The sequence below is a fragment of the Kribbella swartbergensis genome, assembly GCF_054784135.1.
In genome coordinates, this window is the sequence record NZ_BAAGPM010000008.1 from 12072 (window position 1) to 34999 (window position 22928).

Annotated in this window: 25 protein-coding genes; 8 read left to right on the forward strand and 17 right to left on the reverse strand. The window is 69.2% G+C overall.

What is annotated here, in order from left to right; translation table 11 throughout:
* The first annotated feature begins 6 nt into the window (after positions 1-6).
* Positions 7-351 carry a UBP-type zinc finger domain-containing protein gene (locus ACYVOK_RS03675; RefSeq protein WP_460660792.1) on the forward strand — a complete coding sequence of 115 codons (345 nt, stop codon included), beginning with the start codon at positions 7-9 and terminating at the stop codon, positions 349-351.
* Here the strand turns inward: ACYVOK_RS03675 and ACYVOK_RS03680 are convergent, their stop codons facing one another.
* The 6 genes from ACYVOK_RS03680 to ACYVOK_RS03705 form a co-directional block, all read right to left on the reverse strand.
* A complete protein-coding gene (locus ACYVOK_RS03680; protein WP_460660793.1) occupies positions 352-1353 on the reverse strand; it encodes a proline racemase family protein in 1002 nt (333 codons plus the stop codon).
* Positions 1350-2252 (reverse strand): dihydrodipicolinate synthase family protein, encoded by a 903-nt coding sequence (locus tag ACYVOK_RS03685; protein ID WP_460660794.1) that lies wholly within the window; start codon positions 2250-2252, stop codon positions 1350-1352. Before ACYVOK_RS03685 ends, ACYVOK_RS03680 begins: the two co-directional genes overlap by 4 nt.
* Entirely contained in the window at positions 2249-3934 is a 1686-nt protein-coding gene (locus tag ACYVOK_RS03690) for an FAD-dependent oxidoreductase (protein ID WP_460660795.1), read from the reverse strand. Before ACYVOK_RS03690 ends, ACYVOK_RS03685 begins: the two co-directional genes overlap by 4 nt.
* The gene (locus tag ACYVOK_RS03695; RefSeq protein WP_460660796.1) at positions 3931-5091 is read right to left on the reverse strand and encodes an NAD(P)/FAD-dependent oxidoreductase; all 1161 of its coding nucleotides are present in this window, start codon (positions 5089-5091) and stop codon (positions 3931-3933) included. The genes ACYVOK_RS03690 and ACYVOK_RS03695 overlap by 4 nt, the downstream gene beginning before the upstream one ends.
* A 74-nt stretch (positions 5092-5165) precedes the next feature.
* The gene (locus ACYVOK_RS03700; RefSeq protein ID WP_460660797.1) at positions 5166-5735 is read right to left on the reverse strand and encodes a helix-turn-helix domain-containing protein; all 570 of its coding nucleotides are present in this window, start codon (positions 5733-5735) and stop codon (positions 5166-5168) included.
* 79 nt (positions 5736-5814) lie between these two features.
* Complete coding sequence (locus ACYVOK_RS03705) at positions 5815-6864, reverse strand: SDR family oxidoreductase (RefSeq protein ID WP_460660798.1); 1050 nt, start codon at positions 6862-6864, stop codon at positions 5815-5817.
* Between the two features lie 71 nt (positions 6865-6935).
* Between ACYVOK_RS03705 and ACYVOK_RS03710 the strand changes: the two genes are divergently transcribed.
* Entirely contained in the window at positions 6936-7796 is an 861-nt protein-coding gene (locus ACYVOK_RS03710) for a LysR family transcriptional regulator (RefSeq protein ID WP_460660799.1), read from the forward strand.
* Between the two features lie 10 nt (positions 7797-7806).
* On the opposite strand, the gene ACYVOK_RS03715 is transcribed toward ACYVOK_RS03710, so the two are convergent.
* A complete protein-coding gene (locus ACYVOK_RS03715; protein ID WP_460660800.1) occupies positions 7807-8256 on the reverse strand; it encodes a MarR family winged helix-turn-helix transcriptional regulator in 450 nt (149 codons plus the stop codon).
* A 204-nt stretch (positions 8257-8460) separates the two neighbouring features.
* On the opposite strand from ACYVOK_RS03715, the gene ACYVOK_RS03720 reads away from it, so the two are divergent.
* Positions 8461-9630 carry an MFS transporter gene (locus ACYVOK_RS03720; protein WP_460660801.1) on the forward strand — a complete coding sequence of 390 codons (1170 nt, stop codon included), beginning with the start codon at positions 8461-8463 and terminating at the stop codon, positions 9628-9630.
* A gap of 7 nt (positions 9631-9637) precedes the next feature.
* On the opposite strand, the gene ACYVOK_RS03725 is transcribed toward ACYVOK_RS03720, so the two are convergent.
* Positions 9638-10372: a class F sortase gene (locus tag ACYVOK_RS03725; RefSeq protein WP_460660802.1), complete on the reverse strand. Its 735-nt coding sequence runs from the start codon at positions 10370-10372 to the stop codon at positions 9638-9640.
* A gap of 1 nt (position 10373) precedes the next feature.
* Entirely contained in the window at positions 10374-11474 is a 1101-nt protein-coding gene (locus ACYVOK_RS03730) for a hypothetical protein (RefSeq protein ID WP_460660803.1), read from the reverse strand.
* Between the two features lie 353 nt (positions 11475-11827).
* On the opposite strand from ACYVOK_RS03730, the gene ACYVOK_RS03735 reads away from it, so the two are divergent.
* The gene (locus ACYVOK_RS03735; RefSeq protein WP_460660804.1) at positions 11828-12535 is read left to right on the forward strand and encodes a TetR/AcrR family transcriptional regulator; all 708 of its coding nucleotides are present in this window, start codon (positions 11828-11830) and stop codon (positions 12533-12535) included.
* Here the strand turns inward: ACYVOK_RS03735 and ACYVOK_RS03740 are convergent.
* The 3 genes from ACYVOK_RS03740 to ACYVOK_RS03750 are packed head-to-tail and all read right to left on the reverse strand — an operon-like array spanning position 12532 to position 15857.
* Positions 12532-13782: a dihydrolipoamide acetyltransferase family protein gene (locus ACYVOK_RS03740; RefSeq protein WP_460660805.1), complete on the reverse strand. Its 1251-nt coding sequence runs from the start codon at positions 13780-13782 to the stop codon at positions 12532-12534. The two genes, ACYVOK_RS03735 and ACYVOK_RS03740, sit on opposite strands and share 4 nt — an antisense overlap.
* A complete protein-coding gene (locus ACYVOK_RS03745) occupies positions 13779-14765 on the reverse strand; it encodes an alpha-ketoacid dehydrogenase subunit beta (RefSeq protein WP_460660806.1) in 987 nt (328 codons plus the stop codon). Before ACYVOK_RS03745 ends, ACYVOK_RS03740 begins: the two co-directional genes overlap by 4 nt.
* Positions 14766-14768: 3 nt before the next feature.
* Entirely contained in the window at positions 14769-15857 is a 1089-nt protein-coding gene (locus ACYVOK_RS03750; RefSeq protein ID WP_460660807.1) for a thiamine pyrophosphate-dependent dehydrogenase E1 component subunit alpha, read from the reverse strand.
* Positions 15858-15976: 119 nt separating this feature from the next.
* On the opposite strand from ACYVOK_RS03750, the gene ACYVOK_RS03755 reads away from it, so the two are divergent.
* Positions 15977-16465 (forward strand): Lrp/AsnC family transcriptional regulator, encoded by a 489-nt coding sequence (locus ACYVOK_RS03755; RefSeq protein ID WP_460660808.1) that lies wholly within the window; start codon positions 15977-15979, stop codon positions 16463-16465.
* Here ACYVOK_RS03755 and ACYVOK_RS03760 read toward each other — a convergent pair.
* Positions 16462-17442: a LacI family DNA-binding transcriptional regulator gene (locus tag ACYVOK_RS03760; RefSeq protein ID WP_460660809.1), complete on the reverse strand. Its 981-nt coding sequence runs from the start codon at positions 17440-17442 to the stop codon at positions 16462-16464. The two genes, ACYVOK_RS03755 and ACYVOK_RS03760, sit on opposite strands and share 4 nt — an antisense overlap.
* A gap of 78 nt (positions 17443-17520) precedes the next feature.
* Here ACYVOK_RS03760 and ACYVOK_RS03765 point away from each other — a divergent pair, with 78 nt between their 5' ends.
* Positions 17521-18834: a Gfo/Idh/MocA family protein gene (locus tag ACYVOK_RS03765; protein ID WP_460660810.1), complete on the forward strand. Its 1314-nt coding sequence runs from the start codon at positions 17521-17523 to the stop codon at positions 18832-18834.
* Positions 18835-19038: 204 nt separating this feature from the next.
* On the opposite strand, the gene ACYVOK_RS03770 is transcribed toward ACYVOK_RS03765, so the two are convergent.
* Positions 19039-19473 carry a VOC family protein gene (locus ACYVOK_RS03770; RefSeq protein WP_460660811.1) on the reverse strand — a complete coding sequence of 145 codons (435 nt, stop codon included), beginning with the start codon at positions 19471-19473 and terminating at the stop codon, positions 19039-19041.
* A 95-nt stretch (positions 19474-19568) separates the two neighbouring features.
* On the opposite strand from ACYVOK_RS03770, the gene ACYVOK_RS03775 reads away from it, so the two are divergent.
* On the forward strand, positions 19569-20537 hold the full coding sequence (locus tag ACYVOK_RS03775) for a 2-hydroxyacid dehydrogenase (RefSeq protein WP_460660812.1): 969 nt from the start codon (positions 19569-19571) through the stop codon (positions 20535-20537).
* Between the two features lie 11 nt (positions 20538-20548).
* Here ACYVOK_RS03775 and ACYVOK_RS03780 read toward each other — a convergent pair whose 3' ends face one another.
* Genes ACYVOK_RS03780 through ACYVOK_RS03790 form a run of 3 tightly spaced genes read right to left on the reverse strand, consistent with a single transcriptional unit; the run spans position 20549 to position 22455 of the window.
* Positions 20549-21073, reverse strand: coding sequence for a DinB family protein (locus tag ACYVOK_RS03780; protein WP_460660813.1), 525 nt, complete (start codon positions 21071-21073; stop codon positions 20549-20551).
* Between the two features lie 39 nt (positions 21074-21112).
* Entirely contained in the window at positions 21113-22021 is a 909-nt protein-coding gene (locus ACYVOK_RS03785; protein ID WP_460660814.1) for an alpha/beta fold hydrolase, read from the reverse strand.
* Between the two features lie 23 nt (positions 22022-22044).
* Positions 22045-22455 (reverse strand): VOC family protein, encoded by a 411-nt coding sequence (locus ACYVOK_RS03790; RefSeq protein ID WP_460660815.1) that lies wholly within the window; start codon positions 22453-22455, stop codon positions 22045-22047.
* A gap of 98 nt (positions 22456-22553) precedes the next feature.
* On the opposite strand from ACYVOK_RS03790, the gene ACYVOK_RS03795 reads away from it, so the two are divergent.
* Positions 22554-22928: a VOC family protein gene (locus ACYVOK_RS03795; protein ID WP_460660816.1), complete on the forward strand. Its 375-nt coding sequence runs from the start codon at positions 22554-22556 to the stop codon at positions 22926-22928.

The following is a 22928-nucleotide window of genomic DNA, read 5'->3' on the forward strand; positions in this document are numbered from 1 at the left end:
GCGGGCATGACGGAGATTCCGGGGATCGACAGCGCGGTGCCGCCCAGCGGGACCGGATGTGTGGAGTGTCTGGAGATCGGCGGGTGGTGGTTCCACCTCCGCCGGTGCGCGCAGTGCGGGCACATCGGGTGCTGCGACTCGTCCCCGGCGCAGCACGCGTCGGTGCACGCGCGGGAGAGCGGTCACCCGATCGTGCGCAGCTTCGAGCCGGGCGAGGACTGGTTCTGGCACTACGGCGAGAACCAGTACTACGACGGCCCCGCCCTCGCCCCGCCGGACTCGCGGCCCGAGGACCAGCCGGTCCCCGGCGGGAACGTCCCCGCCGACTGGAAGTCGAAGCTCAACCGCTGATCAGAGCACGAAACCGGCCGGGAACGGATCGTCCGGGTCGAGCAGGTACTGCCCCATCCCGGTGATCCAGGCCCGGCCGCGAACCGTCGGTACGACGCCCGGCCGGTCACCGACCGTGGTCTCCTCGAGCAGCCGGCCGGTGAACGTCGTACCGATGAACGACTCGTTCACGAAGTCGGTGTTCAGCGCGAGCTCGCCCCGGGCATGCAACTGGGCCATCCGCGCACAGGTCCCGGTGCCGCACGGGGACCGGTCGAACCAGCCGGGGTGGATCGCCATCGCGTTGCGCGAGTGGCTGCCGTTCTGGCCGGGTGCGGTGAACTGGACGTGCTTGCAGCTATGGATCCCCGGGTCCAGCGGATGCACCGGCCGGTCGGTGGCGTTGATGGCCGCCATGATGTCCAGCCCGGCCGTCAGGATCCGGTCCTTCTCGGCCCGGTCGAACGGGATCCCGAGTTGCTCGAGCGGCAGGATCGCGTAGAAGTTGCCGCCGTACGCCAGGTCGTAGGTGACCGTGCCGAGGCCCGGCACGTCGACGGTCGCGTCGAGGGCGTGACAGTACGCCGGGACGTTCTGCAGCGTCACGTGTTCGGCCCGGCCGTTGTTCACGGCAACGTCCACCACGACCAGTCCGGCCGGGGTGTCCAGCCGGACCGACGTGTGCGGCTCGGTCACCTCGACCATGCCCGACTCGACCAGCACGGTGGCGACGCCGATGGTGCCGTGACCGCACATCGGCAGGCAGCCGGACACCTCGACGTACAGCACTCCCCAGTCGGCGTCGGACCGGGTCGGCGGCTGCAGGATCGCGCCACTCATCGCGGAGTGGCCGCGCGGCTCGTTCATCAGGAACAACCGCAGGTCGTCCAGGTGCTTGACGAAGTACTCGCGCCGCTCGGCCATCGTCGTCCCCGGGATCACACCGACACCGCCGGTGACGACGCGGGTCGGCATCCCCTCGGTGTGCGAGTCGATCGCGGTGATCGTCCGGACCGACCTCATCGCAAGCTCTCCACGGCCTTCTTCATGTCCTGCTCCAGTTGGGCGAGGTGCTCCGGCACCAGCGGTCCACGCGGCGGGCGGCACGGGCCGCCGTACCGGCCGACGTAGTCCATGCCGTACTTGATCGCCTGGACGAACTCGGTCCGCGAGTCCCACCGGAACGCGGCGACGAGCGGCTCGTAGAGCGCCCGCGCCTCCTCCAGCTTGCCTTGTACGGCGAGGTCGTACAAACGCACCGACTCCTTCGGGAACACGTTCGGGAACCCGGCGAACCAGCCGGTCGCGCCCATCAGCAACGCCTCCAGGGTGAGGTCGTCGGCACCGGCGACGACGGCCAGGTCCGGGGCCAGCTCGCGGATCTCCAGGATCCGGCGGACGTCACCGGAGAACTCCTTGACCGCGACGACGTTCTCGATCTGCGCGATCTCGGCGAGCAGGTCCGGGGTCAGGTCGACCTTGGTGTCGATCGGGTTGTTGTAGACCATCACCGGCAGCCCGGCCTTGGCGACCTCGCTGAAGTGGTGGATCACCTCGCCGCGGTTCGCCCGGTACATGGTGGGCGGCAGGCAGAGCACCCCGTCGGCGCCGTCCTCGGCCGCCTTCTCCGCCCACGCCCGCGCCTGGTGCGCCCCGGCGCCGTGCACCCCGACGACCACCACACCGTCGTCGCCGACCGCCTCGATCGCTGTCTTCGCGACGGCCCGCCGCTCGTCGTCGGTCAGCGACGAGTACTCCCCCAGCGAGCCGTTCGGTCCGACACCGCGGCAGCCGTTCTCGACCAGCCACCGGCAGTGCTCGGCGAACTTGTCCAGGTCGGGCCGCAACCCGGCCGGCGCGTTCGCGTCCTCGGCGTACGGCAATGCGGTGGCGACGATGACGCCGTCCAGCTTCTCGCTCACAGCTCCTCCTTGATTCCGGCCTCAGCCCCGGCCAGATCGCGCAGCCTGACCGGCACGGCGATCGCTCGTTTCATGGATGATTCGGGTACGTCGTTCTGTTCGGTGACCAACCCGGACACGGTCCGGGAGCACACGCGTCCCTGACACAGACCGAGACCGGCGCGGCTGGTGAGTCTCAGCGCCCGCCCGTCGTCCACACCCCGCTCGACGACAGCCCCTTCGATGTCGCCCCGCGTGACTTCTTCACACCTGCACACCACAGTCTCCGGCCGGCTCCAACCGCGCCACCCCTCGCGGACCGGGTAGGCCTTCGCCAGAGCAGCCGCGAACCGCCGGCGTTTGCTCACCGTCGCTCGGTCTTGGCTTGCCGGGATGCGCCCGGCGGCCGCGGCACCGGCCACGCGCCCTTCTGCCGCAGCCAGATCGGCGCCGCCGATCCCGGTGAGCTCACCGGCTGCGAACACACCAGGTGTGCTGGTCTGCTGGTTCGCGTCGACGACGACAGCCGGCCCGCCGTCCGGACCGGTGGTCAGCTGGCAGCGCGCCGACACCGCCAGCTCCAACTGAGCCGTGAACCCAAACCCCAGGCAGACCGCGTCCACCTCGATGCGACGTTCGGATCCCTTGATCGGGCGCCAGTCGTGGTCGAGCCGTGCGACGGTGACGGCTTCGACCTGCTCGTCACCGTGGGCCGCGGTCACCGTCCACCCGTGCTTCAGTGGAATCCGGTGCCGGGCAAGCAGCACGCCGTACCCGAGCGCCTCGCGGATCTTGCCTGTGGCAACGAACGGGTCGGTTGCCCAGCCTCTGCGGACGGTCGTCAGGCTGTTGGCCTCGAGCAACGCGACGACCTGTGCTCCGACGCCGACCAGCGACTCCGCCACGGGAAGCAGGAACGGTCCGGTGCCTGCGACGAGCACCCGCTTCCCGACCGGGATCCGCTGCCCCTTGGCCAGCGCCTGCGCGGCGCCCGCCGTGTAGACGCCCGGCAGATCCCAACCAGGGAAGGGAAGCACGCGATCGTAGGCCCCGGTCGCGAGCACGACCGCCTTCGCGTCGATCGCGAACACCTCACGTCCTGCTCCGTCGGCCGGTCCCCGCTGCACCCACAACCGATGGCCCTGCTCGAACGCCCACACCGAAGTCTCGGCCAGGTGGGTGATCCCGGGATGCGCGGCCAGCCGATCCCGTTGCGCGACGAACGCCTTCCACTCGTGCTGCAGCTGTTCGGGCCGGCGTACCTGGAACTCTTCCGGCGGTTGCCGATTGAACTGCCCGCCCACGGCCCGCGCACTGTCGATCAGCAGGACCTCCGCCCCACCATCTCCCGCCGCCAGCGCCGCCGCGATGCCGGCCGGCCCTGCCCCCACTACGACAACATCAGCCGTCCTTGGCCGAGACCCCGGCGTCTCCTGCACCTCGTCCGGATCGGGCAGCACGGCGCCCTGCTGGGTCGTGATGACGTCGCCTTCGCGGATGGTGCGTTGGCAGGCTCTGATGTCGGGAATGCCGTTGACCACCACGAGGCAGTCGTAGCAGGCGCCGATTCCGCAGAACACTCCGCGAGGACGACCGGCGCCTCGGGTGGTGCGCCAGGAGGACCGGCCGTTCGTCAGCATCACAGCTGCGACAGTCTGCCCGGGCGCCGCGTCGACCGGCTCGCCGTTCACCGTGACCTTCATGACGCGAGCACCGCCGGACGGTCGACACGGAACGGGTCAGGAGACACGTGCGGCTCGAGACCCAGGAAGAGTTCGGTGACGAGGCGGCCGGTGGAGGCGGCCAGGCCGATGCCGGCGCCTTCGTGACCGGTTGCGTGCCAGAGTCCGCCGACGCGCGGGTCCGGGCCGATCACCGGCAGGTGATCAGGAGCGTACGGCCGGAAACCGCCGTACGTGCGCATCACCGAGACGTCGGCCAGGAACGGGAACAACCCGACCGCCTTCCGCGCCAGCTCCTGCAGCACCTTCACCCGGACAGAGTCGTCGAACCCGATCCGCTCGCGACTCGACCCGATCAGCACGGTCCCGGCCCGCGTCGACTCGACCACCGTCGACGTCTGCAGGTCCGCGTCCCCACTTCCGACCGCGCCGACGTAGTCCGCGTCGTACACCTTGTGCCGTACGCACTCCGGCAGCGGCGCCGTCACGAGGATCATCCCGCGCCGCGGCAGCACCTGGATCGGCGCGCCGGCGACCGCACCGAAAGCGCCGGCCCACGGCCCGCACGCGTTCAGCACCGCACCACAAGCGATCTCACCGGCGGACGTCTCCACGCCGACGACGCGACCGGCCGCAGTACGCACAGCCACTGCGTCCACACCGGACCGCACCGAACCACCACGATCCCGCACGGCGGTGAGTAAAGCAGTCGCCGCCAGCACCGGCTGCAGCTGCGCGTCGTCGGGATAGTGGACCCCTATGGTGACGTTCCGGGTGAGCAGCGGCTCGAGCTCGAACACCTCGGCGGGCGTGATCACCCGCGCGTCGACGCCGGCCGCCTGCTGTTTGGCGGCGAACGCCTTCAGCGGCCCGGGATCGGTCGTCGCCACGACGACGCCACCCTTGTCCTCCCACTCGACGTCCGCGACCCGCTCAGGAAGCCGGGCCAGTACGGCGCTCCACTCGGCGCGCGACGCGATCGCCAGCTCGAGCTCGGGGCCGGGCTCCTTGTCCGAGACCAGCACATTGCCTTCGCCGGATGCCGTCGTACCGGACGCCGCCACCCCGCGATCGACCACGACGACCTTGACCCCGGCCGCGGTCAGCGCTTCCGCACAAGCCGCGCCGACGATGCCGGCGCCGACGACAACCACGTCGGCGGTCGCAGCTGCAGGCATCGCACCGTCTCCTCGCCGTTCACTAAAATGAACGATATCGAGCCTACGGCGCGAACCCGGTCAGGTCAACGCGGTCAACCCGGCAGATGGGGGCTGCCCGGGGTGACCGGGTGGGCGTCCGGCGGGTACTCGAGCAGCAGCACCGACCGCACCGGGCCGTCCAGCGCCTCGTACTCGTGCGGCCCGCCGGCCCGGAACGCGAGGTAGTCACCCTCGCCCAGTTCCTCGGTCCGGCCCCGGGAAGTCACCCGCAACCGCCCGCTCAGCACGATGTGGTGCTCGGTCCCGGGATGCCCGGCGGAGTGCTGCACCGCCCCGGGCCGGACCTCCTGGTTGTAGATCTCGAACAGCCCGCCGGGATGTTCCAGCCTGCGCAGCATCCGCAGGTCGATCGCCTCACCGGGCAGGACGTCGATGTCCGCGGATCGCACCAGCACCAGGTCCGCGCTCGGCGCCTCGCTCAGCAGCGCCGACACCGGCACCCCCAAGGCGTTCGACAGACTGAACACCGTCTCGATCGTCGGGTTGCCCGCCCCGGACTCCAGTTGCGACAGCGTCCCCTTCGCGATCCCGGACCGCCGGGCGAGCTCGGACAACGAGATCCCCTGCTCGTCCCGCCGCGCCCGCAGATTCGCTCCGAGCAACCTACCCGCACCTATCGCCGCCACAGCCCGGAGCATGCCATATTCATGGCCGCGGCTCCGGAACGGCTGGATCGCCTGCTCACGGGATGACGCGGCGCCGCCGTAGATCCGCGAAGATCGTGAAGAACATCTGGTCGGTGGCGACGTACTCGTGGAACCCCGCCCGGCGGGACTTCGAGGAGTCGGCGAAGAAGTCGTAGTCCCAGCCGAACACGAAGTCGGCGAACGGCCAGGAGGACACCTCCGCGTACGACGTCTCCGCCAGGCCGTGGGTCACCTGCATCTCCTTCCACAGCGGTTCCTTGTCGGACATCACGTCCTGCAGGGACATCCGGAGCGGCGGCGCCACCTCGAGGCCGAACCAGCCGGCCAGCTTCGGCCACAGCTCGTTCCACCGGAACAGGTCGCCGTTCGTGATGTTGAACGCCTGATTCGCCGCGGCCGGCTCGGTCGCCGCCCACACCGTTGCCTTCGCCAACAATCCCGCATCGGTCAGCTCGAGCAGGGCGTCGTACGCACCGGGCTTGCCGGGAAAGCGCAGTGGTACGCCGAGTTCCTTCGACATCGACGCGTAGACGGCGATCGCCACCGCCAGGTTCATCGGGTTGCCGAGGGCGGCGCCACCGACGACGGACGGGCGCAGCGCCGACCAGGTCCACGACTTCCCCTGCTGCCGCTGCTCGAGGAACTGCTGCTGGTCCACGTTGAACTCCGGCGGGAGATGCGGCGGGTCGTCCTCGCGGGCCGGCGTCTTGAACGGTCCGAGGTGAGCGCCGTACACCTTGTAGCCCTGCATGAGGCTGACATGCCGCAACCCGCGGGCGACCGGCTCGATCGCCTCGACGACGTTGACCAGCATCGCGAGATTCGGCGGCACCAACTCGGCCCAGGTCGGGCGGTCCTGATACGCGACGTAGAAGACGTGGGTCACCTCGCTCAGGCCGGCCAGTTTCTGCCGCGTGTCATCCGGATCCAGCAGATCGACGGCGACATGCCGGACCCGAGGGCCGTCCACGCCGCCGCGGCGGGACAGACCGACCACTCGCCAATCACCCAGCGACGCCAGGTGCTCGACCAGGTTCGTCCCGATCACTCCGCGCGCACCGACCACCAAAGCCACGTTGTCCATGCCGACAATCCTTGCTGAGCTGCGCGGATAAGACCAAGGCATAGTTTTCACCGAAGCCATAAACTCAGCTCATGACGACGCTCCGGCAGCTCGAGTACCTGGTGACCGTGGTCGATCTGGGCTCGTTCACGAAGGCGGCCGAGGTGCTGCATGTCACTCAGCCCGCGTTGTCCCATCAGATCCGGGCGCTGGAGCGGTCCGCCGGCGGACCACTGCTGGAGCGGCTGCCGCGCAACGTCCGGCTGACCCCGACCGGTCGCGCGATGATGCCGCACGCCCGCGCCGCCCTCGCCGACGCCGAACGCGCCCGCTGCGCCGCTCGCCAGGCCGCGGGCCTCGAGGCCGGCGAGTTGCAGATCGCGACGCTCTACTCGGTCACCCTCGGCGTACTGCCCGCGGCGTTGCGCAGGTGGCGGCAGAGCCATCCCGAGGTGGGGATCCGGCTGTTCGAGCACCGCCACACCGACGAACTGATCGAGGCGATGAACGCGGGCCAGGCGGACCTGGCCATCGGCCCGGAACCGGCCGATTGGCCTGGCAGCACGCACACTGTGCAGACCGAAGAGCTCGTCGTGGTGGTCGCAGCCGATGACCCGGCCGCCGTCTCGGACACGGTGTCCTTGAAGGACTTGGCTGACCGGGCCTGGGTGCACTACATGCCGGGTCACGGGCTGGCCGACGTACTCGATCTCGCGTGTGCCCAAGCAGGTTTCGAGCCTCGCGTCGCCGTACGCACCGAGCAGACGGCCGCCGCACCCGCCCTGGCCGCCGCAGGACTAGGACCGGCGATGGTCCCCGACAACATCCTGTCCAAGGGCTTCGATGGTCACGTCCTGCGTCTCGATCCACCGGTCTGCCGGACGCTGACGGCGTACACCCGCGGCGAGCCGGACCCGCTGGCTGCGGCTTTCATCGCGATCCTTCAGTCCTGACCGCGCCGTCTCAAACCTTCAGCGGCAGCTTCGCCAGGGCGTCGACCAGCGGAGCCAGCTCGGGCAGCTCGGCGGCCTTCTCCAGGGCGGCCGTCAGTACTGCGTCGTGCGTGGGCTGAGCCTGGTCGAGCAGGTCACGGCCGGCCTTGGTGACCTCGGTGTAGATGCCGCGCCGGTCCGTCGGGCACAGATACCGCTCCAGCAGCTTGCGGTCCTCCAGCCGGTTCACCAGCCGGGTCGTCGCGGACTGACTCAGTACGACGGCGTTCGAGAGCTGGTTCATCCGCAGGTGGTAGTCGTCCTGCCGGGCGAGTACGTCGAGCACGCTGTACTCACTCACTGACAGGCCGTGCTGCTTCTGCAGTGCGCGCTCCAGCTCGTCCTCGATCCGGGCATGCAGGGCCGCCAGGGTTCGCCACCCTTGCGCGCGCGCCTCCGCAGCGTCGTCCGGCAGTCCCATGACGCCTCCACTTGAACTTTACGATTGCATGCGCAATCATAACGCTTATGCAATAGCCCGCGTCTGCAACTATCGCACACGCCGGTAACACTCACCAAACTACATTCGAGGAGCTACTCCGTCATGCCCGCAGGATCCCCAACCTCCCACCGAGCAAAGCGAGGAGATGCTTCTTCCAACACCGAAGCGAAGCGAGGGGTTGCTTTGCTCGCGCTGGCCATCGGAGCGTTCGGGATCGGGACGACCGAGTTCGTGATCATGGGGTTGTTGCCCGAGGTCGCGGCCGACTTCGGCGTCAGCATCCCGTCCGCCGGTCTGCTCATCTCCGGTTACGCGCTGGGCGTCGTGGTCGGCGCCCCACTGCTCACCGCGATCGGGTCCAAGGTGTCCCGCAAGACGGTGCTGATCGCCCTGATGGGCGTCTTCATCGCCGGCAACCTGCTGTCCGCGATCGCACCGTCGTACGGCGTCCTGATGACTGGGCGGATCGTGGCCGCGCTCTCGCACGGCGCGTTCTTCGGAGTCGGCTCGGTGGTCGCCGCGTCGCTGGTGCCGAAGGCCAGGCAGGCCAGCGCGATCGCGCTGATGTTCACCGGCCTGACGGTGGCCAACGTGTTCGGCGTCCCCGGCGGTACGGCGCTCGGCCAGCAGTTCGGCTGGCGGTCGACCTTCTGGGCCGTCACCGCCCTCGGCATCGTCGGATTGCTCGGCATCATCTTCCTGGTGCCGCGCCAGGGCAGCGCCGAGGGCCCGGGCCTGCGCAGCGAGCTGGCCGTGTTCAGGAACCTGCAGGTATGGCTCGCGCTGGCGATGACCGCGCTCGGCTTCGCGGGGGTGTTCGCGTCGTTCACCTACATCGCGCCGATGATGACCGAGGTCGCGGGCTTCTCGTCGGGTGCGGTGACCTGGCTGCTGGTGTTGTTCGGCGGCGGGCTGGTGGTCGGCAACCTGCTCGGCGGCAAGGCAGCCGACCGGTCGCTGATGCCGAGTCTTTACGGGATCCTCGCGCTGCTGGCCGCCGTACTGGTCGCGTTTGTGTTCACCGCACAGGGGCAAGTGAGTGCGGCGGTGACGATCGCGCTGTTCGGTGCCGCCGGGTTCGCCACCGTGGCGCCGCTGCAGAAACGGGTGATGGACAAGGCCAAGGGTGCGCCGGCACTGGCGTCGGCGGCCAACATCGCCGCCTTCAACCTGGGCAACGCGGTCGGCGCCTACCTCGGGGGCCTGACCATCGAGCACGGCCTCGGCTACACCGCACCCAACTGGGTCGGCGCCGCACTGGCCGCCTCCGGCCTGGCCGTCGCACTCATCTCCGGGCTCCTGGACCGCCGCCGCACCTCAGTCGTGGAACACCCCGCCCTCACGACTGTGTGAAGGACAGCTAGCTCTTCTGCGGTACGGCGATGACGACGGCGTTGCTCAGGTACGCCGTACCGTCCCAGTCCTCGCACGTCACCAGGACCAGCCGGCCCGGGACATTCTGGTCGAACAGTTGCGCGGCCTGCTTGGCCAGCGCCTTCTTGCGGTACGTCGTGACCGACGTGACCACGTAGCTGATCGTGCCGCGTCCGGTGGTCACCGAGACGGTGTCACCGGCGGACATCTCGTCGAGGTCGTCGAACGCGCCACCACCGTCGTGCACGGTGTGGCCGGTGATGATGGCCGAGCCCCTGGCTGCGCCGGGCCGGGCGCCGTCGGACCACCAGCCGACGAGGCGGGGATTGGACGGCGGGATGAGGGTGCCGCCACGAGCACGGATGCCGAGCACGCGGGCGGAGATGCCCAGGCTCGGCACAGTCACCCGAACCGGGTTCCCCGGCTGGGCCGGCGCCGTGCTCCTGGCCTCCGGCGGAGGCGGAGTCTTGCGCGGGCTGGTGGCCTTCGACGACGGCTTCACCGGTACGGCGGACGTCGTCGTACTGCTCACCGCTGGTGGAGACGGGGTCGGCGACGCAGACGAGGGGCCGGCAGCGGTCTGCTGCCGGCCCTCATCGGCGTCGCTCGTCCTGAACTGCAGGTATCCGCCGGTCAGGAGAAGTGCTGCGCCGGCCGCCAGGGCCCCGATCGTCCACCACGATGAACGAGCGCGGCCCGGGCGGCGACGCTTTGCGTGCATGTCAGGCAGAGTGCTGACCGCGGGTCTGCCGTGACTTCAGGATGCCGGCGAACACGAGCACACCACCGAGCATCAGCAGGGCGACGCCCCAGGCGCTCTGGTTGCCGGTGATCGCGGACACGTTCTGCAGCCCACCGGACTGACCCGCGTCAACCTCGGTCGGCACCGCCACGGTCGGCGTGCTGGTCGAGCTGGTCGGGCTCTCGGTCGGCGTCGTGGAGGGGGACTCGCTCGGCGACTCGGAAGGAGTCTCCGACGGGGTCTCGCTCGGCGTCTCCGAAGGAGTCTCGCTCGGGGTCTCCGACGGCGTTTCGCTCGGCGTCTCCGAAGGAGTCTCGCTCGGGGTCTCCGACGGGGTCTCGCTCGGCGTCTCCGAAGGAGTCTCGCTCGGGGTCTCCGACGGCGTTTCGCTCGGCGTCTCCGAAGGAGTCTCGCTCGGGGTCTGCGACGGGGTCTCGCTCGGCGTCTCCGAAGGAGTCTCGCTCGGCGTCTGAGTCGGGGTCTCCGACGGAGTCTCGCTCGGCGTCTGCGTCGGGGTCTCGGACGGCGTCTGGGTCGGCGTCTGCGTCGGGGTCTCGGTCGGCGTCGGAGTGGTCGTCAACTTGGCAACGCAGAACTCCACGTGGCTGACATCGGGGAACTTGCCGTTCTGCTCATTCACTGGCGTGTGGAGCCCAAGGCCCGCAACGGTCCCACCGGGGCTGTAGTCGTAGAAGTTCGCGTTGTTGCCGCCCTTGACGATGGCGGCGAGAACGGTACCGCCAACAGCGGTGAAGTCGACGACCTCGTTGCCGATCTGGTTGCCGTCGTGGTCTGGGTCGTCGGCCAGGAGGTTGCGCAGCGTCAGGTTGACCGTGACGCCGTCTGCGGACTTCGAGTCGGAACCAACGTTCGGCGACTCGAACTTGATCGACGTCGAACCCGGTACGAGTTCGGCGCACTTCGGATTGCCCGGCTTCACGATGCCGTCGGCCGAGGCGGACGGAGCCATCGCGAGCGTGACGCCGCCCAGCGCGAGTGCCAGGGCGCCGGCACTGCTGAGCAGCGCGACCGCACGGGACCGCTTCGAGCGGCCGCGCGCGTCCACCGTTGTGTCGTTCACAAGTCTTCCCCAAAGTCGTTTAGCCGGTCTGGTGACCGGCAAGTCGTCGGTGATCCCCCGGGAGCACATCCCCCAGCGTGGACCAGGCGGTACTAGCCATCCGTCGATCACCAGCTCTGCGCCGGTGTATGCCCGTCATCCCCGGACCGGTCTCCGGTCCGCCCCTGCAGGAACGATGGACCTCGGCATTCTGGTGTCAGGGAGTTGCCGCGCGCAAGTACGCGGACCCCGACTCGCCGCGTTCCTTACATTTCGCAACCGAACCGTTTCCGGTCCTGACGGAAAGTAGTTGCCTTTCGCCACTAATACACTGTATTAGTTCGTGAAACGCTGTATTCGCTATGCTCTGCCGGGTGGCACGCGAGGCGGACCGGAAGACAGTGCTCGGATCGGTGTGGTTGCGGGCCGATCCGGAGGCGACGCGGGCGCCGCTGAGCCGCGAGGACATCGTCCGCACGGCGGTCAAGGTGCTGGACCGGGACGGCCTGGAGGCGTTCTCGATGCGGCGGATGGCGGCCGAGCTCGGCACCGCGGCGACCTCCGCGCTGTACTGGCGGATCGCGAACAAGAACGACCTGCTCGAGCTCGCCGTCGACGAGGTGCTGGGCGAGGCGTTGGTGCCGGCCGAGGACGGTGACTGGCGCGAACAGGTGACGGTTCTTGCGACGGCGGCGTACGAGGCGCTGTGGGCGCATCCGTGGGCGCCGCAACTGCTCGCCTCACACGCCGGGCTGGGCCCGAACTACCAGGCCTTGGCGGAGCGCATCCTGAACGTGCTGAGCTCAGCCGGTTTCAAGGGCGCGCACCTGGATGCGGCGGTGTCGGCGGTGTTCCACTATCTGATCGGCGCGGCCGTCACCGACGCGGCGTGGACGGCGACGGTACGGCGGAGTGGTCTGAAAGAAGACGAATGGGCGACGGCGGCCGGCGACCAACTCGGTATCGGGGCAGCGAGCCTGGCGGCGTACCTGAGCCGGGAGAACCTGGCCGGCCCGGAAGCCCGCTTCACCAGCGGGCTCCGGGCCATTCTGATCGGGTTGCGGCCGCGGCAGCTGTCCTAGAGATCCGCGAAGACCGACGCAGGGTTCTCGAACGCGTCGGCGACGAAACGGAGGAAGGCGGCTGCGGTACCGCCGTCGCAGACACGGTGGTCGAAGACGAGTGACAGCTGGGTGAGCTTGCGGATCGCGAGTTCACCGTTGACCACCCACGGGCGGTCGATGATCCGGCCGACGCCGAGGATCGCGACCTGCGGATGGTTGATGATTGCGGCGCTGCCGTCCACGCCGAAGCTGCCGTAGTTGTTCAGCGTGAACGTCCCGGAGCTGAGCTCGTACGGTGTCAGTCGGCCGGCGCGCGCGGCCTCGGTGAGCCGCTTGATCTCGGCGTCCAGGGCGCGGGTGGTCAGCCGGTGCGCGTTCGGCACCGCCGGTACGACGAGACCGCGGTCGGTCTGGGCGGCCAGGCCGAGGTTGATCCCGTCGTACTGGACGAGTTCCTCGCGCTCGGTGTCGACGAAACCGTTCAGCTCCGGGTACTTCTGCAGCCCGGCCACCACGAACCGGGCCATCAACGCGAGCAGGCCCGGTCCCGGGTCCTTTGCCGAGCGCAACGACTCCCGCAGCTCCACCAGCGCGGTCGCGTCGACATCCACCCAGGTCGTCGCCTCCGGGATCTCGGCCCGGCTCCGGCTCAACGTCGCCGCCACCGCCTTCCGGAACCCACTCATCGGCACCCGCTTGAGCTCCGGCAACCCAGTCCGCGAATCGGCCGTCGACTCCGGCCTCTTCACCCGCCGCGCGATCGCCTCCTCCACATCCCGCCGCACGATCAACCCGTTGGCACCCGACCCCACCAGGCTCTTCAAATCCACCCCCGCATCCCGAGCCATCCGCCGCACCAACGGCGAAATCACCAACGGAACCTTCGGGTCGCTACCGGTCTGCTCGGTTGTGCGCACCTCGGTGCGCGGTTTGCGACGCCGCCCTGAAGCCGCTCCGTCACCGGTTCCATAGCCGATCAGTACGTTGCCCGAGCCGGCCTTCTCCTCCTCACGGTAGACGGCACCCGCGTCGGTCTCCGCGATGGTGATGAGGGGTTTGCCGACGGGGAGGACTGTGCCTGGGTCGGCGTGGAGTTGTTCGACGACGCCGGCGTACGGAGACGGGAGTTCGACGATCGACTTGGCGGTTTCGACCTCGGCGACTGGGGCGTCGACGGTGACCACGTCGCCGACCTTCACCAGCCAGCGGACGATCTCCGCCTCGGTGAGCCCCTCCCCCAGATCGGGCAGCAGGAAGGTGTTCACGAGTCCTCCCACTGAAGGTCGTCGACCGCGTCGAGGATCCGGTCCACACTGGGCAGCTGGTACTTCTCCAGCTTCGGCGGCGGGTACGGGATGTCGAACCCGGTCACCCGCCGGATCGGCGCGGCCAGCGAGTGGAAGCACCGTTCGGTCACGCGGGTAACGATCTCCGACGACACACTCGCGAACCCGCTCGCCTCCGCGACCACGACAGCCCGGCCGGTACGACGTACCGCCGCACACACCGTCTCGTCGTCGAACGGCACGAGCGACCGCAGATCCACCACCGCCAACTGCCGCCCCTCCGCCGCCGCGACCTCGGCGGCCTCCAGCGCGACCGGCACCGTCGGCCCGTACGCGATCAGCGTCGCGTCCGCGCCCTCCCGCCGTACGACGGCCGTCCCGATCCCCGGCTGGTCCTCGGTGAGGTCGACCTCCTCCTTGGCCCAGTAGAGCTTCTTCGGCTCCATGAACACCACCGGATCCGGGAACTCGATTGCCTTGCGCAACAACGCGTACGCGTCCGCCACCGTGGCCGGCGCGACCACGGTGAGCCCCGGGGTGTGCGCGTAGTAGCTCTCGGACGAGTCGCAGTGGTGCTCGACGCCCCCGATGCCACCGGCGTACGGCATCCGGATCACCATCGGCAGCGTGATCCGGCCGCGGGTCCGGTTCCGCATCTTGGCGACATGGGAGACGATCTGCTCGAACGCCGGGTACCCGAACGCGTCGAACTGCATCTCGACCACCGGCCGCATCCCGTTCATCGCCAGCCCGACCGCCATCCCGACGATGCCGGACTCGGCCAGCGGGGTGTCGAAGCAACGATCCTCGCCGAACTCCGCGGTCAGCCCGTCGGTGATCCGGAAGACCCCGCCGAGCGCGCCGACGTCCTCACCGAACATCAGCACGCTGTCGTCGGCCTTCATCGCGTCCCGCAGAGCCTGATTCAGGGCCTGCGCCATGGTGATCTTCACGTGCGTCACGGCTCAGCCCTCCTCTCGCGCGAGCTCGTCCCGCAGGAACGCGGCCTGTTCCCTCAACTGCCCGGTCTGCGACGTGTAGAGGTGCTCGAACAGCTCCGCCGGGTCCACCTCGGGCTCCGGCATCAGCCCTTCGCGCAGTACGTCGGCAACCTCCGCCGCCGCGGACTCCGCCCGCTGCCTGACGGTGTCGTCAAGCAGCCCCTCGTGGGTGAGGTAGGTCTCCAGCCGCTTGATCGGGTCGCGCTCCAGCCATGGCTTGACCTCGTCGTCGTTGCGGTACCGGGTCGCGTCGTCGGCGTTGGTGTGCGCGTGCACGCGGTACGTGTGTGCCTCCACGAGCTGCGGACCTTCACCGGCGCGCGCCCTGTCCACGGCCCTTCCGAGTATGGCGAGGAGCCCGGCGAGGTCGTTGCCGTCGGCCCGTTCTCCGGGGACGCCGTACCCGATCCCCTTGTGGGCCAGGGACGGCGCGACGCTCTGCCGAGCGAGCGGGACGGAGATCGCGTACCCGTTGTTCTGGATGAAGAAGACGACAGGCGTGTGGAAGACGGCGGCGAAGTTCAGCGCCTCGTGGAAGTCGCCCTCACTGGTGGCGCCGTCACCGCAGAGCGCCATCACCACGGTGTCCTCGCCCTTCAGCCGAGCGGCGTGCGCGACACCGACCGCGTGGATCAGTTGAGTCGCGAGCGGAGTGGACTGCGGCGCGACCTTGTGCGCGTACGGGTCGTAGCCGGAGTGCCAGTCGCCGCGGAGCAGGGTCAGGGTCTCGATCGGGTCGACGCCCCGGTTGACGATGGAGACGGTGTCGCGGTACGTCGGGAACAGCCAGTCGTCCTCACGCAGCACCATCGTGGCCGCGACCTGGCACGCCTCCTGCCCGTGCGACGACGGGTAGACGGCGAGGCGGCCCTGCCGGACGAGTGCGCCGGCCTGGTCGTTGATCCGGCGCCCCTTGATCAACTGAACGTAACCGTCGACCAGAGCTTCCTTGGTGGGCAGCCGGTACGACGGATGGTCGTGCGGTACTCCGTCCTGGTCGATCAACCGGACGGGTTCGGCGGAGGGGAGCAAACGCTCCGCGACGGTAGTCATGTGACCCTCCTGCGCAGGAGACGGACGGTGGCCTCATCGTCATACTTCTGGCCAATCGGATCCAGACCTGGGAAAATCGCGAGACACTTGGTCTCTGAAGCCGCCGCACAAGGAGCAAAATGTCCGACGACGTGACGGTCAACCCCGCGCTACCTGGACAGATGGTCGTCGCACCGGCGCTGGACGAGGTCGACCGGCAGATCGTCGAGGCGCTCGGCCGGGACGGACGGCTCTCGATCCGCGCCCTCGCGGACCAGGTGCACATCTCCCGCGCCAACGCCTACGCCCGGTTCGAGCGGCTCACCACGACCGGGGTGATCACGGGTTTCACGGCCACGGTCGACCCGTTGAAGCTCGGCCTCGCCACGTCGGCGTACGTCACTCTGAGTCTCCGTCAGAGCTCGTGGCGGACCTTGCGGGAACAACTGCAGGCGATTCCCGAGGTCAAGCACATGGCCCTGGTCGGCGGCGACTTCGACGCGATCCTGCTGGTCCGCGCGGCCGACAACGAGGGCCTGCGCCGCGTCGTCCTCGAGAAGCTGCAGGCGATCCCCGAGGTGCTCGCCACCCGCACCGCGTTGATCTTCGAGGATCTCGGCACGCTCTAGGGGCAGCCGCAGGACCTTCTGAGGATCAGGTCGGCCGGATACGTGACCGCCTCGACGGCCTGCTGTCCGTCGATCAGCCGGCCGACGGCGTCGCGTGCCATCTGTTCCAATGGCTGCCGGACGACCGTCAGCGGCGGCCAGCTGTACTCGGTCTCGGCGGTCCCATCGAATGCGACCACCGCCACGTCCTCGGGAACTCTGAGCCCGGCCTCGTGGATCGCCCGCAACACACCGACCGCCTGCAGGTCCGAGCTGGCGAAGATCGCCGTCGGCGGCTTCGTTGCCTTGAGCAACTCTCCGCCCGCGTCGTGACCACCCTGGCGACTGAAGGTCGTGCGGGCGATCGGGCCGTCCTCGAACCCCGCCTGGCGCAGTGCATCCCGCCAGCCCAGCTCGCGTTCCGACGGACCGGTCCTGCGGCGCCCGCCGCCGATGACCAGGCCGATGCGGCGGTGGCCGTGTGCGATCAGGTGCTCGACGCCCCGGCGGGCACCCTCCCGGTACTGCGGGCGGACCGAGGAGGCACTCGGCAGCACGCGATTGATCGCCACCACCGGGATCCCGACCTCGGTCAGGTCCGGATCCTCGGTCGGCGCGACCAGCAGCAGACCGCTCACCTGGCGGATCAGCAGTTCCGCGATCTTGGCCTGCTCGGTCGCCGGATCCCCGTCGGCGCTGGTCTGCAGGACGACGTACCCGCGGGCCGACGCCTCCTTGTCGATCGCCTTCGCGAGTTCGGCGAACAACGGGTTCCCGCCGTCCGGGGTGATCAGGCCGAGGGTGCGCGTGGTCCCGATCCGGAGCGCACGGGCGGTCGCGTTCGGCCGGTAGCCGAGGACACGGATCGCCTCCAGGACGCGGTCGCGGGTCTCCGGTGCCACCTTCCGCGGTCCCTCGTTGACCACGTAGCTGACCACCGCCGTACTGACTCCGGCGTACACCGCCACGTCGTTGCGGGTGACCGGAACCTTGGGCATGAGCCGATGGTACGACGGTTGACCGCTCCGGAAAGCGGTTGCTAGCGTGCGTGTCTACACGAGTAGAAAGGGTCCGTCGTGCCCAGACGCTATGCAGTGGCCGGAACCGGATCGCGGGCGCGGGAGTACGTCCGCGCGATCTTCCAGGAGCACCCCGAGGACGCCGAGCTGGTCGCGCTGCTCGACCCGAACCCGGGCCGGCTCGCGTTCCACGACCGGTGGGTGAAGGAGCTCGGCGGGCCGGAGCTGCCGCAGTACGGCGCCGACGACCTGGAGCGGATGATCAAGGAGCAGTCCGTCGATCGGGTGATCGTGACCAGCCCGGACTACACCCACGCGGCCGTCGTCTCCCGGGTGCTGCGGGCCGGCGCGGACGTGATCGTGGAGAAGCCGCTGACCATCGACGCCGACGGCACCCGGCAGATCGTCGATGCGATGAACGAGTCCGGCAGGTCCGTCGTAGTCACTTTCAACTACCGCTACTCGCCCCGCAACAGCGCGCTGCGGCAGCTGATCGCCGACGGGGAGATCGGCGCCGTCACCAGCGTCGAGTTCCAGTGGGTGCTGGACACCCGGCACGGCGCGGACTACTTCCGCCGCTGGCACCGGGAGAAGCGGTTCTCCGGCGGCCTGCTGGTGCACAAGGCGTCCCACCACTTCGACCTGGTGAACTGGTGGATCGCCTCCACGCCGACCCGCGTCTTCGCCTCCGGCGGCCTGTTCTTCTACGGCGACGCCAACGCGGCGGCTCGTGGCCTTGGGCAACGACCTGCGCGGGGCACGGTGGACGGTTCGGAGAACGACCCGTGGCTGCTCGACCTGCGCAAGGACGAGGTGAACCGGCAGCTGTACCTGGAGTGCGAGCAGTACGACGGGTACATCCGCGACCAGGACGTGTTCGGGCCGGGGATCACGATCGAGGACAACCTGGCGGTGATCGCGGAGTACGCGAACGGGGCCCGCCTGAGCTACTCGCTGAACGCCCACTCGCCCTGGGAGGGCTACCGGGTCAGCGTCAACGGCACCGAGGGCCGCGCCGAGCTGGAGGTCGTGGAGCGCGCTGCCGTGATCGACGACCAGATCGACCCGAGTTACCCGTCCGAGCGCGTGGTCGCCGGGGAGGTTCGGTCCGACGGTGAGCGGCTGGTGCTGCAGAAGCACTGGGCGCCGGCGGTCGAGGTCGAGATCCCCCGCGGCGTCGGCGGTCACGGCGGCGGGGACCGGCTGCTGTACGGCGACCTGTTCCAAGGCGCGGGCAACGATCCACTCGGCCGCGCCGCCGACGTCCACGACGGCGTCCGGGCCGTGGCCGTGGGCATCGCCGCCAACCAGTCGCTGGAGTCAGGACAACCCGTCACAATCGCCGACCTGAAGCTCGGCGGCTGGTCCTGAGGCGCCGGCCTTCGCCCGAGTCACATGCCGACGGATCGTCTCCTCGAACGGGATTTCCAGCTAGTAGAAGTACGACGACCCGCCGTACTCGTCCCGGCAGTCGCGCGAGCATGCCGCCGTACCGGACCTTCGGCAGGATGCCGGAACTCTTGCCTGAGCCGAGTTGCCCCTGATGACGATCAGCCGCGGATCCACCCGTGTTGTCTACCAGGAGGCGGGGACGCCTGGGCGGTGGGTGCCGAAGGTCCACTCGTAGCCTTCGGGGTCGGCGACCCGGCAGCGGTAGTTGCCCCACGGGGTCTCGGCCGGCTCCCAGACCGACTCGGCACCGGCCGCGACCGCGGTCTGGTGGACTGCGTCGACCTCGTCCCGGGTGTCGAACGCGATGTAGCTGCCGTGGCCGACCGTCTCGCCCTTGCGGATCGGCCTGTCGTAGCCCTCCTCGTCGGTGAACACCGTGAACGCGACACCGCCGTACCGCATCTCGGCGTGCATGATGCCGCCCTTGTCGTCCGGCACCTCCGTCGTGGTCTCGAACCCGAACGCCTTCTCCAACCACCGCAACGCGCCAACCGCGTCGCGGTAAGCGAAGTACGCATGAAAGGTGGCTGTCGTACTGCTGCTGTTCTTCTCGGTCATACCCCCAGCCTCGCCGACGTAGCGGTCGGCCTCTGGCCGCTACCTGGAGGAAATAGGATTCGAGGGGACCGGTGAAGACCTGGGTGAGGAGAGCTATGGGACTGCCAGTGGTGTTGATGCCGGGCCCGATGAATCCCGCGGTGGCGGAGGGGCTGGACGGGAAGGTCGAGTTGATCCGGCTGTGGGAGGAGGCGGACCCGGAGGCCGTCCTGACCGAGCGACGGGACGAGATCGTCGCCGTCGCGGCGGGCGGGACGCGGATCGACGGTGAGTTCCTGGACAGGCTGCCCGCGGTGCGGATCGTGGCGAGCTTCGGGGTCGGGTACGACCAGATCGACGCGACTGCCGCGGCCGAACGCGGTGTCGTGGTGACGAACACCCCCGGCGTACTGGACGACGAGGTCGCGGACACGGCGCTCGGGCTGCTGCTGATGACGGTTCGCGAACTGCCGCAGGCCGAGCGGTACCTCCGCGCCGGGAAGTGGCAGGACGGACCATATCCGTTGACCAAGGCAACGTTACACGGCCGCCGGCTGGGCATCCTCGGGCTGGGCCGGATCGGTCAGGCGATCGCCGACCGGGTCGAACCGTTCGGAGTTTCCGTTGCCTACCACAACCGCCGCCGCAAGGACATCGCCTACCGCTACTACCCGTCCCTGCTCGAGATGGCCCGCAACGTCGACATCCTGATGATCGTGATCCCCGGTGGCGACGACACCCGCCACCTCGTCGACGCCGAAGTGCTCGAAGCGCTCGGCCCTGACGGAGTCCTGATCAACGTCGCCCGCGGCACCGTGGTCGACGAGGCGGCCCTGGTCGAGGCCCTCAGCGCCGGCACGATCCTCAGCGCCGGACTCGACGTCTACGAGGACGAGCCCAACGTCCACCCGGGACTTCTCGACCTCCCGAACGCCGTACTCCTCCCCCACGTCGGATCCGCCACCATCCCCACCCGCACAGCCATGGCCGACCTGGTGGTCGAAAACCTCGTCAACTGGTTCGCCTACGGCACCCCGGTCACCCCGGTCCCCGAGTCCGCGCCGCTGCTGAAGCCCCCAGCCTGACTCGAGCTGGTTCAGGGCGTGGGGGGCTCGGATTCGGGGAGGTCCCAGATGCGGTTGTGGGTCCAGGCATACTCCCAGGCCTGGATGTCCGGCGGCTGGATGCCGAGGCCGGTGAGGATGGCGCAGACCTGCTCGCGGTGGTGGTTCGCGTGGTTGAGCGCCTGGGCGATGAAGATGCCGGCGCGGGTGCCCCGGGTGTTGTTGTCGACGATGATCACGCGTTCGACGTCGATCGGCTTGGAGAGGAACTCCTCCCACAGCGCGCCGGCCTCGTCGTTCCAGGCTTCGAGCGTGTCGAAGTCGGTCGCCGCCGGACCGTCCACGTAGTCGAGCGGACTGTCCGCGAGCCGGCGCAGGTAGCCGGCGTCGCACCGGACGATGTGGTCGAGGGTGGCGAGGATCCCGCCGTACGTGCCGACACCGGTGACTTCCAGCTGTTCGGCGGTCAGGTTCTGGTCGCGGCAGAACTTGATCAGGCTCTTCGTCGCCCAGTTGTTGTGCCGGATCGGGTCGTACAACACGTCGTTGAGTCCCATGCCCTTCACGGTAGCCCCGTGGCCCCCCGGTCGCGGTACTCAATTTCCGGACGTCAGCGTGGTGAGGATGTCGTCCCAGTGATCGTGCAGGACGGCGAGGTGCGTGGTCTGCTCGCGGATCACCAGGGTCGAGTGCGGGATCCGCTCGGCGAGCCGGCGGCCGTTGCGAACGGAGACGTTCGCGTCCAGCTCGCCGTACCAGAGGTACGCCGGGCATCCGACCAGCTCGGGCCGGAAATCCCAGCTACGGAACGAGATCGCGGCATCCCGAAGGTAGCCGTCCGGGTTCGCGAGCGCCTCGCGCACAGCGGCCGCGACCGCCCTGTCAGAGCCGAGGATGCGGCCCTCGACCGTGGGCCCGGGTCTGGTGGTCAGTTCGGCGTCACGCGGGTCGAGTCGGGAGAGGAAGCGTCGTACGAGCGCAGCATCGTCCGGGTCGCCGGGGTTCAGCTCGTCGACGTACGCCGCGAAATCGGGACGCATCAGCTCGACCGCCTCGTCCGGCGCGAGCTCGGCCAGGCGGCTGAAGAACGTCTGTTGCTCGGGACCGAGGTCGTCTCGGTGGTACGGCGGATCCAGCTCCGGAACGATCGCCGGGCTCGCCGCCACACCGACCGCAGTCACCCGGTCCGGATGGCGTGCGGCGCAGGCGAGCGCGTACGGGCCGCCGATCGACATGCCGAGTACGGCGTAGTGGTCGATCCGGAGCACATCGGCCACCGCCGCGACGTCGTCCGCCACCGACAGGTGGGTCGACCGGCAAGCGTCGGACAGGCCGTAGCCCGGCCGGTTCACCGCGACCAGCCGCACGCCGGCACGCCGAGCCGCCGTGTCACCGGCGAACGCCGCGTGCCGCGTGTCAGGGCACCCGTGCAGGAAGAACACGGGCATCCCGCCGGCCGCGCCGCCGTGCCAGTACTGCGCCAGCCGTCGGTCCGGCAGGCGCATCAACCCGGTGGTCGGTTCGGTGTTCAGCTCTGGCCGCTGATGTTGACCATCCAGTTGATGCCGAACCGGTCGGTGACCATGCCGAACTCGTCACCCCACATCTGCTTCTCCAGCGGCATCGTCACGGTGCCGCCCTCGGACAGCTTCTCGTAGTAACCGCGCAGGTCCTCGTCGTCGCCGCTGAGACTGACCGCGATGTTCTGACCCGGGTTGTACGACATGCCCTGCGGTGTGTCCGAGGCCATCAACGTGAACCCGGCCGGCGTCTCCAGCTGGGCGTGCATCAGCTTGTCCTCGTCGTCCGGACCGCTGCTGGCGCCGTACTCGGCGAACGTGTTGGTCGCCAGGTCCCCGCCGAAGACGCTCTGGTAGAACTCCATCGCCTCCCGGGCATTGCCGTCGAACTGGATGTACGGATTGAGGCGAGACGCCATCTGACTCCCCTTCCCCCTCGGTGAAACCACTCTTGGCCGCACACTAGACCCGGCCACCGACAGTCCGCGAGACCCAGGAACGCGGCTAGGGTCTCGACATGATCCTGCGACACATCACGGTCGACGCCGGCAACCCGTACGAGCTCGCGCAGTTCTGGAGCGCGGTCACCGGCTGGCCGATCGCGGACGGCGACGAGCCCGGTGACGACGAGGTGCTGGTGGTCGCGCCGGCTCCGGTCCCCGGGCTGCTGTTCATCGCCGTACCCGAGGCGAAGTCGGGTAAGAACCGGGTCCACCTCGACTGGGTCCCGGACCAGCGCACCCGCGACGAGGAGGTCGACCGGCTGCTCGCCCTCGGCGCCGACATCTACGAGGACCACCGCCAGCCCGACGGCCGCGGCTGGGTCACGATGCACGACCCCGAACACAACGAGTTCTGCGTAGAACGCAGTCCTTCCGAACGCACCAGCTGA

What these genes read in the sequence shown, in the direction of transcription:
- ACYVOK_RS03790 (WP_460660815.1), bottom strand. Translation starts at nt 22,455, where the DNA reads ATGGCGTCTCGCCTCAATCCGTACATCCAGTTCGACGGCAATGCCCGG.
- ACYVOK_RS03780 (WP_460660813.1), bottom strand. Translation starts at nt 21,073, where the DNA reads ATGGGACTCAACGACGTGTTGTACGACCCGATCCGGCACAACAACTGG.
- ACYVOK_RS03785 (WP_460660814.1), bottom strand. Translation starts at nt 22,021, where the DNA reads ATGCGCCTGCCGGACCGACGGCTGGCGCAGTACTGGCACGGCGGCGCG.
- ACYVOK_RS03675 (WP_460660792.1), top strand. Translation starts at nt 7, where the DNA reads ATGACGGAGATTCCGGGGATCGACAGCGCGGTGCCGCCCAGCGGGACC.
- ACYVOK_RS03690 (WP_460660795.1), bottom strand. Translation starts at nt 3,934, where the DNA reads ATGAAGGTCACGGTGAACGGCGAGCCGGTCGACGCGGCGCCCGGGCAG.
- ACYVOK_RS03770 (WP_460660811.1), bottom strand. Translation starts at nt 19,473, where the DNA reads ATGACCGAGAAGAACAGCAGCAGTACGACAGCCACCTTTCATGCGTAC.
- ACYVOK_RS03750 (WP_460660807.1), bottom strand. Translation starts at nt 15,857, where the DNA reads ATGACTACCGTCGCGGAGCGTTTGCTCCCCTCCGCCGAACCCGTCCGG.
- ACYVOK_RS03695 (WP_460660796.1), bottom strand. Translation starts at nt 5,091, where the DNA reads ATGCCTGCAGCTGCGACCGCCGACGTGGTTGTCGTCGGCGCCGGCATC.
- ACYVOK_RS03725 (WP_460660802.1), bottom strand. Translation starts at nt 10,372, where the DNA reads ATGCACGCAAAGCGTCGCCGCCCGGGCCGCGCTCGTTCATCGTGGTGG.
- ACYVOK_RS03795 (WP_460660816.1), top strand. Translation starts at nt 22,554, where the DNA reads ATGATCCTGCGACACATCACGGTCGACGCCGGCAACCCGTACGAGCTC.
- ACYVOK_RS03760 (WP_460660809.1), bottom strand. Translation starts at nt 17,442, where the DNA reads ATGCCCAAGGTTCCGGTCACCCGCAACGACGTGGCGGTGTACGCCGGA.
- ACYVOK_RS03775 (WP_460660812.1), top strand. Translation starts at nt 19,569, where the DNA reads ATGGGACTGCCAGTGGTGTTGATGCCGGGCCCGATGAATCCCGCGGTG.
- ACYVOK_RS03680 (WP_460660793.1), bottom strand. Translation starts at nt 1,353, where the DNA reads ATGAGGTCGGTCCGGACGATCACCGCGATCGACTCGCACACCGAGGGG.
- ACYVOK_RS03710 (WP_460660799.1), top strand. Translation starts at nt 6,936, where the DNA reads ATGACGACGCTCCGGCAGCTCGAGTACCTGGTGACCGTGGTCGATCTG.
- ACYVOK_RS03705 (WP_460660798.1), bottom strand. Translation starts at nt 6,864, where the DNA reads ATGGACAACGTGGCTTTGGTGGTCGGTGCGCGCGGAGTGATCGGGACG.
- ACYVOK_RS03715 (WP_460660800.1), bottom strand. Translation starts at nt 8,256, where the DNA reads ATGGGACTGCCGGACGACGCTGCGGAGGCGCGCGCGCAAGGGTGGCGA.
- ACYVOK_RS03755 (WP_460660808.1), top strand. Translation starts at nt 15,977, where the DNA reads ATGTCCGACGACGTGACGGTCAACCCCGCGCTACCTGGACAGATGGTC.